Source organism: Saccharomonospora iraqiensis subsp. paurometabolica YIM 90007, from assembly GCF_000231035.2.
GTDB lineage: Bacteria > Actinomycetota > Actinomycetes > Mycobacteriales > Pseudonocardiaceae > Saccharomonospora > Saccharomonospora paurometabolica.
Map to the genome: position 1 here is coordinate 68,260 of NZ_KI912260.1, position 11,147 is coordinate 79,406.

General features: G+C 69.8%; 5 protein-coding genes. 3 read left to right on the forward strand and 2 right to left on the reverse strand.

Annotated features, from left to right (window positions below; genetic code table 11):
* Positions 1–342: 342 nt before the first annotated feature.
* Positions 343–1,965: a type VII secretion protein EccB gene (eccB, locus tag SACPADRAFT_RS0222455; protein WP_007024958.1), complete on the forward strand. Its 1,623-nt coding sequence runs from the start codon at positions 343–345 to the stop codon at positions 1,963–1,965.
* Between the two features lie 445 nt (positions 1,966–2,410).
* On the opposite strand, the gene mycP is transcribed toward eccB, so the two are convergent.
* Together mycP and eccD are read right to left on the reverse strand one after the other, a co-directional pair.
* Positions 2,411–4,000: a type VII secretion-associated serine protease mycosin gene (gene mycP, locus SACPADRAFT_RS0222460; RefSeq protein WP_007024959.1), complete on the reverse strand. Its 1,590-nt coding sequence runs from the start codon at positions 3,998–4,000 to the stop codon at positions 2,411–2,413.
* Positions 4,001–4,040: 40 nt separating this feature from the next.
* Entirely contained in the window at positions 4,041–5,435 is a 1,395-nt protein-coding gene (eccD, locus tag SACPADRAFT_RS0222465) for a type VII secretion integral membrane protein EccD (protein ID WP_007024960.1), read from the reverse strand.
* Positions 5,436–5,656: 221 nt separating this feature from the next.
* Between eccD and SACPADRAFT_RS0222470 the strand changes: the two genes are divergently transcribed.
* A complete protein-coding gene (locus SACPADRAFT_RS0222470) occupies positions 5,657–9,664 on the forward strand; it encodes a type VII secretion protein EccC (RefSeq protein WP_007024961.1) in 4,008 nt (1,335 codons plus the stop codon).
* 191 nt (positions 9,665–9,855) lie between these two features.
* Positions 9,856–11,147: Hsp70 family protein (locus SACPADRAFT_RS29315; protein WP_007024962.1), on the forward strand; the 1,292-nt coding region annotated here is incomplete at its 3' end.

Here is an 11,147-nt window from a genome sequence, read left to right on the forward strand (position 1 = left end):
CGCCGGGGCGCCCACCCGGACCCGGTGGCGGGCCCGCAGGGGGACCACCCGGTCGGGCCGGTCCTCCGGGTCCGTTAGGGCCTCCCGGTCCCGGGCCTCCCGGACGTGGCGGTGGCCCCGGTGGACGCCCGGACGGAGGTTGGCCCCCCGGGGGGCCCGGAGGGCGTGGAGGAGTGCTGACGGACATCCGCTCGTTCTCTTCCCCTCGTGCCTGTGACTGAGCTGGACAGCCGATCCCGACGGATCCGGGGCCGGTCGGACTTGGTAGAAACCAACACTCAACGGGTCCCGTGCGGCTATCCTGCGGAACCGTACCGCGAGTGGGAGAGCTGTAGGTCGAGAATGCCGTCAACACCGACAAGCAAGTCGCAAGTCCAGGCGTACCGGTTCGTGTTGCGCCGCATGCAGTCCGCGCTGGTCCGCAAGGACGCCGTCATGCTGCACGATCCCATGAGCACGCACTCACGGGCCACGATCGTCGGGGTCGTCCTGGGTGCTCTGGGGATGGTGGCGTTCATCGTGGTGGGCTTCTTCAAGCCTGCTCCGAAGCCTCCGGACTCGGGCATCGTCATCGGCGAGCAGTCCGGCAGTGTCTACGTCGTCATGGGGAATCCGAAGGAGTTGGTCCCGACGTTCAATCTGGCGTCGGCCAGACTGCTTCTCATGGCGCGGTCGCAGGGGGAGGGCGGCGGTGCCGAGGCCGCTCAGCCCGCGCCTCCCGAGGTGGTTCCCGACGACCAGCTCAAGGACATACCGCGGAACCGTATGCACGGCATTCCGGGCGGCCCGGACCTTCTCCCGAACAAGGACCAGCTCGTGTCGCCGAACTGGGCCGTCTGCGATCAGACCACTATGGACAGAAGCCTGACCGACCGGGTCGCACGGGAGCGAGCGGGGACCGAAACGACCGTCTTCGCCGGTGTGCGCGAACTCGGGCGGCAACTGGGGCAACGACAGGCGCTGCTGGTCTCGGCCGATGACGGTAACCATTATCTCGTCTACCGGCAGAAGAGTGACGCGAACACCTTGAATGCGAACACGGTGCGCGCCCGGGTCGATCTCGCGGAGAATTCGGTGGCAGCGGCTCTCAACCTCGAAGAGCGGTTCGTGCGGAAGATCTCGATGGGGCTGCTCAACGCGATCCCGTCGGTGGGAGAGCTCGCCGCGCCGACGATCCCCGGCGCGGGCGAGTCCCCGGAGGGATACGACGTCGACGGGCTTCCGGTCGGAGCGGTGTTCGAGACCCACCTCACCGAGAGTGTCGATCAGTATGTTGTCACCCGGACAGGTGTACAGGCGGTTTCCACCGCGGTTGCGGACATGATCCTCTTCGAGGAAACCCTCACACGGGAAGCTGTGACCGTCGCGCCGGACAAGTTGCAGTCCCTGCCGCGGGTGGGACCCGGTGACGAAGGCTATATCGACGTGCAGCATTACCCGGATGCCGTCCCGACGGTTCTCGATCCGATGCAGCACCCTGTCGCGTGCCTCGGCTGGGCCATCGAGGGAGAAGGAGAGCAGCGGGACGCCACCACCTCGGTGTACGTCGGCAGTGTGCTGCCCGGGCCGAAGGACGAGAACAACGAGCCCGACACGGTGCCCATCGGTACCCCGGGGCCGGACAACATGAAGGTGGACGGCTTCTACATGCGGCCCGGCCACGCCGGTGTCGTCCGGTCGGCGACCACCAAGGAGACATTCGGTCGGGGAAGCATCCAGTTGATCTCCGATCGCGGCGTGCGCTACGGCATCCCGAGTGCGGAGATCGCGCGGGGACTGGGACTCCCACCGACCGACCCGGCGCCGGAGTCGATCATCAAACTGTTGCCGGCCGGCGCGTCGTTGAACCCGCAGGACGCTCAGCGGACCTTCGACTACGTGCCGGTGGACGAAGGATCCGGGCGGGTGGAATCGAACGACCGGGCCGCCGCCGGCGGTTCCGGTGAAGTGCGGGAAGGGAACTGACGCCCCGCGGAACCGGTCGAGCGTCCCCACCTCACCGACCCCGCGATACCGCTGAGGTCCGAACGACCCAGCTCGACAGGCTGCCGTATCGCCGGGGCACCGCCGGTGCCCCGGCGAACGACATTCCGCCCGCGAAACGCGCCCCCGGCCTCCCCCGCCCGGCCCCAGCCGTGGGGCGACTGAGCAGTCGAGGGGCTGAGTGTCACGCCCGGGAGTGCGCCGGTCGTCGGTGCGCGTGCGCCTACGGGGTACTTGGGGGGTACTGGACGATCCGCCCGCGAAACGTTCCACGGAGACGGGAGCGCCCTGTCGTCGCGGTTCCGGGGACGGGCTCGTGATGGCGTGGTTGTTCGGCGTCGGTGCGGGTGCCGTGGTGGCGCATTGTGCCCGCGGAATGTTCCCGGGCCTGCCGTGCCCGAGGGCACGGCAGGCCCGGCGGGCCCGGTCAGGGTGAGGGGGTGGTGTTCGTCGGGCGGTTTCGGCGGATCGTGTGCACGACGAACAGGGTGACGAGGAGAGCGGTGAGCGCGCCGCCGGAGCCCACCACCGCGACCACGACCGGAGTCCAGTTGCGGTCGGCGGGGGGCGGCATGTCCGAGGGGAGGGCCTCCGCCCGCGCCGCCGGGAGTCCCTCCTCGGACGGCACCGTCGCCGTCAGCGCCGCCATCGGGTTGATGACGCCGTGGCCGACGAAGTTGTCCCGTCCTCCGGGCGCCGCCGGGTGATGCGCCGTGAACTCGATACGGTGCATCACCTCCCGGGCGTCGAGATCGGGGTACTTCGCGCGGACCAGTGCCGCCAGTCCGGCGACATAGGGCGCGGCGAAGCTCGTCCCCTTGATCGAAGCCGGCTCGGCGTTCTCGATCATCATGTTGGTGAGTCGGCGGGAGCCCTCGGCCGGGTCGAGCGACGTGATGTCGGTCCCCGGCGCCGCCACGCTCACCCACGGGCCGTGGATGCTGAAGTCGGCGACACCTCCGGTGCGGTCGATCGCCGCGACGGAGAGCACGTCGTCGGCGAACCACGGGGGACTCACGACCGTATTCGGCGGCGTACCGGGCTCCTGGTCGTTCTGCTCGCAGCGCTTCGACACGTTGCCCGCCGCGGATACGACCACGACGTCGTTCCGGACGGCGTTGCGCACCGCTGCCTGCAGCCGCCGTTCCTCCGGCATGACACCGCCGTCCGCGGGCCGACAGTGGTTGATGGAGATGTTCATGACGTCGACACCCTGTCTGGTCGCCCGCACGATCGCCTGGGCGAGGGTGTCCAACGTTCCCGCACCGCCACCTTGCTGGGTCCGGCTGTCCTGAGCCGGACCGGTGTCCCCGACCAGCGACTCGGAGCCGCCGTCCCCGGACTCGTCCGACCCACCGTCACCGGATCCCGCGTCGTCGTCCCCGTCACCGGAGTCGTCGTCGGAGTCCGGCTCGGCTGCGGCGCCGTCCTCGTCGGGTGAGTAGTTCTGGCTGGACTGCCGGATGGCGATGATCCGCGCGTCGGGCGCCATCCCGGTGAACGCGATGTCGGCGGGCGTATCGGCGGCGATGATCCCGGCGACCTGGGTGCCGTGCCCGTCGCAGTCCTCGACACCGTTCCCCGCGGGGTCGACGTAGTCTCCGCCCGCCTCCACCCGGTCCTGGAAGTGCGGGTGCCGGGTGACTCCGGTGTCGATGACGGCCACCTGAACCGGGTCCCCGTCGGGCTTCGCCCCGACCGAATCGAGTGTCGACCGCATCAGCGCGTGGACGTCACCGACGCGCAGGAACTGCTGACCCCAGGGTGCATTCTGGATGTCCGCGTCGTGCTCCGGGTTGCGCTCGACGCAGCCGACCTCCTGGACATAGGGCTTGTCGGGTGCGCCGCTGTCGTCCGGTAGCACGCTCATGTCGACGGGCGGCGGCGACGCGTAGTACCCGGCGGTCGGCGTCTCGTCCTGTTCCTGGGCGGCGAGCGGCATCGCGCCGGGCCCGAAGCCGGTCGTCAGGACCAGCACGAGTGCGGAACCCCTCTTCACCGTCCGGACCGTCCGCACGCGAACCCCCTAGCAGTCGTGGCGCCGTCTCTGGAAAGCATCAGCCGATGTCGAGGTGCCGCAGGGTGGAGTACAGCCCCATCACGGCGAGGGCGAGCGGGATCACCGAGGCGATGCAGACGGCCTCGAAAATCTCGACGGTGCGGCGCATCGGCGGGGTGAACCGCTGGTCCGGGAACACGACGCCGAGCACGAGCGCCGCGGCGCCGAGCAGCACGAGTACACCGAAGATCCACAGGATCCGGCCGGTGGGGTCCTCGGTCCACAACCAGCCCACGAGGATACCGCCCGCGGCGACCATACCCGTGGTCAGCAACGCGACTGCCTGCGCGCCGTTGGCGTAGGTGCGCCCACGCAGCAACAGCACCAGCGTGGCCGCGACGGCGGTGAGGATGCCCCAGACATCCCCGGACGAGGCCGTGACGACGGCGGCGACCGCGGTGACCGCGCCGCTGCCGACCAGCAGTCCGGTCATGTAGTTGTGCGCGACGCTGGTCCTGCGTTCGATCGCGGAGTAGTCCGGTTGTTCGGAATCCTCCTTCAGTTCCTCCGCGGTGTTCGGGACCTGCGGCAGCGGCAGCTTCGCGAGCCAGATCGTGGCCCTGGGCAGAATGGAGATGCCCGCGAGCGCGACGGCCACGGTGCCCGCGGCGATGCCGGGGGCGGGATGTGCCACGAGGGTGGCGACGAGGAAGGCGAGCACGCCGAAGACGCCCGCCGTGGCGGCGGCGATGAACGTGGTGATCCCCGTGCCCATCACCAGGATGCAGGCCGCCGCGAACACCACCAGGAGCGCACTGGCGAGCAGCAGGCTCGGTCGCAGTGCCCCGTCGGGAACGATGTGGAACCCGCTCACGAACGCCAGCGGGAGTCCACCCGCGGCGGCGACGAGCACGCCGGTCGATTCCGCGTCGTAGGCTTTCACCAGCGTCGCGCCCATGGCGACACAGGCGATCGCGGCCACGCCGCCGGTGATCGCGGTGGCCAACGAGTTGCCACCGAACAACGAACCGCTGAGGAACAGCGCCACGGCGGACAGCAGCAGTGCCAGCCCGCCCGCGACGTGTCCGATCCGGCGCGCGGTCTCCTTGGTCCAAGGCCGGAAACTGTCCGGATCGGCTTCCGCGATCGCGTCGACCACGTCGTCGTACAGTGGGGGCGGCGGGTTCTCATTGCGCTTGCGCAGTTGCAACAGTTCCCCGTCGACGATGCCGAGCGAGGCCAGCGTCCGACTCGGATCCAACGGGGTGTCGCCGAGCTTCGCCAGTGCCCAGCCGCCGTGCCGGGCGCCGCCGTCCGGAGTGGCCTCGTTGGCCATGTTCAACAGCATGGGCATCAGGTCGGCCACCGCCACGTCGGCAGGCAGCGCGACGTCGATCCGGGTGCGCGGCGCGACCACCGTCACCCTGCTGAAAACCGTCGTGCCCGTTGCCACCTGTTCGCCCCCTACCTGGAGATTTCGCCGCCGGACGTTTATACCGCGTCGCGGAAACAACCCCGGCCGGGCCCGGTATCTTGCCGAACCGGCCCCATGATGTCGTGATGCCGCTCTAGTATTAACGCACCCGGGCCAGGCGTGGGGGCAGTTCCGGTGAATGTGCCGGTTCGCGTTTCCCGCGTCGGCCCCCGTCGCCGAGTCGAAGAGGGGTCCTTTCGGTGAGCACGCTGCAGTTCAAGCGGTCGCCACGGCTTGCTGCTCCCCGCCCGCCGGGTGGTGAGGTCCACCTCGAGCCGCCGCCCGAGGTCCCGAGGACGATTCCCGGCAACATCCTCATGAAGCTGATGCCGGTCGTCATGGTCGTGGCGATGCTGGGCATGGTCGCCTTCATGTTCACCGCGAGCGACGGCCCGCCCAGCCCGTTCATGATGATGATGCCGCTGATGATGATGATGTCGATGGTCGGCATGCTCGCGGGCGGCGGTCGTGGGGGCCAGCAGAAGAAGGCGGAGATGAACGAGGACCGCAAGGACTACCTGCGGTATCTCGGTCAGATGCGGGACCGCGCCCGTGAGGCGATGGTGGAGCAGCGGGCGTCGCTGGAATGGGTGCATCCCGACCCGGAGAGCCTCTGGTCCCTCGCGACGAGCAGGCGGATGTGGGAACGGAGGCAGAACGACCAGGACTTCCTCCACCTGCGGGTCGGCCGGAGTTCGCACCGGCTGGCGACCCGGCTCGTTCCGCCGCAGACCGGGCCGGTCGACGAGCTGGAACCGATCGCGACCCTGGCGCTCCGCCGGTTCGTCCGGGCTCATTCGATCGTGCCGGATCTCCCGACGCAGATCACGCTGCGTGGCTTCGCCGCGGTGGGCATGCAGGGTGAGCGGGACCTGACCCGTGGTCTCGCCCGCGCGATGCTCGCCCAGTTGGTGACCTTCCACAGTCCGGACGACGTGCTGATCGCCGTGGCCACCACCGGACGGGCGAAGGAGGAATGGGAGTGGGCGAAGTGGCTGCCCCACGTCCAGCACCCCGCGTTGTCCGACGGGATCGGTCAGCTGCGCATGATGGGCGGGTCGCTGGCACAGGTCGAACAGTGGCTGGAGGAGGAACTGCGGGACCGGCAGCGGTTCTCCCGCAACGCCACACCGCCACCGGACCAGCCGCACATCGTCATCGTCCTCGACGACGCCGACGTCACCGGTGAGGAACAGATCCTGCTGGAGGAGGGACTCGTCGGCGTCACGCTGCTCGACCTGTCCGACTCGATCGGCAATCTCGCGGCGCGGCGTGGGTTGCGGCTGGTCGTGGAGAAGGAGCGGCTCGGTGCGCGCAGCTCGGGCGGTGTCGAGTGGTTCGGCGGGCCCGACACGTTGAGCAGGGTCGAGGTCGAGGCGCTGGCCCGCAAGATCTCGCCCTACCGGATGAGCACCGGCGCCGCCGACGACGGCGAGGAGCAGCCGCTGCTGTCGAACCCGTCGCTGCTGGAGCTGCTCGGCATCCCCGGTGATCCGATGACGTTCGACGTGCAGCAGGCGTGGCGGCCGCGCCCGGTCCGGGACCGGTACCGCGTACCGTTCGGGGTCGGCGAGAACGGGCAGCCGGTCGAGCTCGACATCAAGGAAGCGGCGATGGAGGGCATGGGCCCGCACGGCCTGTGCATCGGAGCCACCGGTTCCGGGAAGTCCGAGTTCCTGCGCACCCTGGTGCTGGGGATGCTCGCGACGCATTCGTCGACGTCGCTCAACTTCGTCCTCGTCGACTTCAAGGGTGGCGCGACGTTCCTCGGTCTCGACAAGGCGCCGCACGTCTCGGCGGTCATCACCAACCTGGCCGACGAGGTGACCCTCGTCGACCGGATGAAGGACGCCCTCGCCGGGGAGATGAACCGGCGGCAGGAGGCGCTGAAGAACGGCGGCAACTTCAAGAACGTCTGGGAGTACGAGAAGGCCAGGGAGAACGGGGCGGACCTGGACCCGTTGCCCGCGTTGTTCATCGTCGTGGACGAGTTCTCCGAGCTACTGTCGGAGAAGCCGGACTTCATCGACCTGTTCGTGGCCATCGGGCGGCTCGGCCGGTCGCTGCAGATGCACATGCTGCTGGCGTCCCAGCGGCTGGAGGAAGGCAAGTTGCGCGGGCTGGATTCGCATCTGTCCTACCGCATCGGTCTGAAGACGTTCTCCGCCGCCGAGTCGAGGGCCGCGATCGGCGTCCCGGACGCGTTCGAACTGCCGTCCGTACCCGGTGGTGGGTACCTGAAGTACGACACGTCGACGCTGGAGCGGTTCAAGGCGTCCTACGTCTCGGGCCCGTACCGGCCCGCGGGGATCAAGGCCGCGGCCCCGGGCGCCAAGGTCGTCCGCGCGGACAAGCGTCCACAGTTGTTCGTCCCCGACTTCGTGGAACTGCCCACCGAGCCGGAACCGGAACCCGAACCGGAACCGCAACAGCAGCCCGAGTCGGACGAGGCCGTGGAGCCGAGCGAGCTCGACGTCATCGTCGGCCGACTCGTGGGCCAGGGCCCTCCCGCACACGAGGTGTGGTTGCCGCCGCTGAAGGAGCCGAACTCGCTCGACACGTTGCTGCCGAACCTGAATCCCACGGAGGACCGGGGGCTGTCGCCGGTCGGGTTCTTCGGCAACGGTCGGTTGCAGATCCCGCTGGGGATCGTCGACCGCCCGTACGAGCAGCGGCGTGACCCGTTGTGGGCGGACTTCTCCGGTGCCGCCGGGCACGGCGTGCTCGTCGGTGGCCCGCAGTCGGGCAAGTCGACGATGCTGCGGACACTGATCATGTCGGCGGCGTTGACGCACACGCCCGAGGAGGCGCAGTTCTTCTGCATCGACCTGGGTGGTGGCACGCTCGCTCCCCTGGAGAAGCTGCCGCACGTCGGTGGCGTGGCCGTCGCGCGGCGGGAACCGGACAAGGCCCGCCGGATCGTGGCCGAGTTGACGACGCTGGCCAACGAGCGGGAGTCCCGGTTCGGCACGCTCGGTGTGGATTCGATGAACGACTTCCGCAACCGCAAGCGCCGCGGCGACATCACCGCGGAGCAGGACGCCTTCGGCGACGCGTTCCTCGTCGTCGACGGATGGCGGGCGCTGCGGGACGACTTCGAGGAGCTCGAGCCGCAGATCACCAAGCTCGCGGTGCAGGGCCTCACCTACGGCGTCCACGTGGTCATCTCGTCGAACCGGTGGGCCGACATCCGCCCCGCGATCAAGGACATGCTCGGCACCCGGTTCGAGCTGCGGCTGGGTGACCCGAGCGAGTCGGACATCGATCGCAGGGTCGCCGTGAACGTCCCCGCCGGTCGCCCGGGACGCGGCCTGACCAGGGACAAGCTGCACTTCCTCGGAGGGCTGCCGCGCATCGACGGATCCAGCAGCGACGACGACCTGGGGGACGGCGTCGTCGACGCCGTGTCCAAGGTGGCGTCGGCGTGGCAGGGCAGGCCCGCGCCGAAGGTGCGACTGCTGCCGGACCTCATGCCGTACGAGGAACTGCTCGCGCAGGACAAGTACCGCGACACCAAGCTCATCCCCATCGGTGTCGACGAGGACGAGCTGGCCCCGGTCTACCTCGACTTCAACGCCGACCCGCACTTCCTCGCCTACGCCGACGGCGAGTCGGGCAAGACGAACCTGTTGCGGCAGATCGTGCGGGGCATCACCGAGCGCCACACCAAGCAGGAGGCCGTGATCATCCTGGTGGACTACCGGCGCACGATGCTCGGGTTCGTCGAGGGCGACCAGCTGCTCGGCTACGCGGTCTCGGCCAACCAGCTGGAGGACATGGTCAAGGAGGTCGCGCAGTCGATGCAGAAGCGGCTGCCGGGGCCGGACGTGACGCCGCAACAGCTCAAGGACCGGTCGTGGTGGAGCGGCCCCGAACTGTTCGTCGTGGTCGACGACTACGACCTGGTGGCGACGTCGACGAACAACCCGCTGAAGCCGTTGTCCGAGTACCTCGCGCAGGCCAAGGATGTCGGCCTGCACATGGTGGTGGCCCGGCGCACGGGTGGTGCGGCCCGGACCGGCATGGACCCGATCCTCGGCAAGCTCAAGGAGCTCGCCATGCCCGGCATGGTGATGAACGGGTCGAAGGACGAGGGGCAGCTGCTCGGCAATGTGAAGGCGGGCCCGATGCCGCCGGGGCGCGGCTACTTCGTCAGCCGCAAGGTCGGCAAGCAGCTGATGCACGTCTCGTGGATCAACCCCGAGTGAAGTGCCGTGTCCTCCGGGGTGGGCGCATTCCGCCCGCGAACTGCGCCCACCCCGGGGGCCGACCGCGGACCGCGGTGCCGTGCTCCGGGGTGGGCACGTTCGCGGGGTGCAGCGCGTCGGGGTCGGTGCCGGCGGGCGGTGTCTGACAGGGTTCCGGCGTACATGCCCACGACGACAGGCGGGAGCGGCTGGTGACTCTGCGGGTGGCGGTGGACTTCGGGACATCGAGCACCTGTGTTGCCGCGTCGGTGCACGGCCGGGAACCCCAGATCGTGGTCATCGACGGCCACCCGCTGCTGTCGTCGGCCGTCTACGCCGCCCCCGACGGCACCTTGTTCGTCGGCCAGGAGGCCGAGCGGCAGGCGGCGGTGGACCCGGCCCGGTTCGAACCGCACCCCAAGCGACGCATCGACGAGGGTGAACTGCTGCTCGGTGACGCGGTTTTGAGCGTCGTCGACGTCGTTCGCGCGGTGCTGTCCCGTGCCGTCACCGAAGCCCGGCGACTCGCGGCCGATGCCGAGGTCGCCCTCCTGGTGCTCACCCACCCCGCGGACTGGGGAGCGGTGCGCACCCGGGTACTGCGTCAGGCCGCCGCACGGCTCGCCCACCAGGTCGCCCTGGTACCGGAACCGGTGGCGGCGGCCGTGTTCCATGCGACGACCTTCGTGCCCGGCGAACCCGCGCGGGACCACTCCGCGGAGTGCGGGGGCGGTCCGGGTGAGGAGATCGCCGTGCTCGACCTCGGTGGCGGCACCATCGACGCGAGTGTCGTCCGGTGTCTTCCCGGCCCCGCTCGCGCCGACACCGGTTTCGAGGTGCTCGCGACCCGGGGCGATCCACGGTTCGGCGGCGCCGACATCGACCAGGCACTGCTCGACCATGTGGGTTCGCTCGTCCCCGAGGGCGACCGGCACGCGTGGGACGAGCTCGTCCAGGGGCGGTCGCTCGCCGTCCGTCGTCGCCGCCGGGTCCTCCGCCACGACGTACGTGGTGCGAAGGAGACCCTGTCGCGGCACGCGTACACCGACGTTCCCCTCCCGTCGCCGTTCGCCGACACGCACGTCACGCGGGACGACCTGGAACGGTTGATCGCGAATCCGCTGGAGCGGGCCGTCGAGCTCACCCGGTCGACGGTCGAGGCTGCGGGACTGCGGCCGGGACAACTGACCGCGATCTTCCTGGTCGGCGGGTCGAGTCGGATACCGCTGGTCGCGCGGCTGATCCACGAACACACCGGTGTCCTCCCGACCACGTTGGACCAGCCGGAGACCGTGGTCGCGCGGGGGGCGTTGCGGGCGGTGGAGGTGCCGTCGAACCACACCGGGGCGGTCACCGGTGGCGCACAGTGGGCGACCGGGACCGACACGCCACCGGATCCGTCCCGTCGCCCGACGGGGACTCCGTTGCTCGGGGCGACCTCGGGCACGCGGCCGGGGGTGGGACCGGCGGCGCCTGATCCGCACCGCGCCCCCGCGTCGTCGGC

What these genes read in the sequence shown, in the direction of transcription:
- eccB (WP_007024958.1), top strand. Translation starts at nt 343, where the DNA reads ATGCCGTCAACACCGACAAGCAAGTCGCAAGTCCAGGCGTACCGGTTC.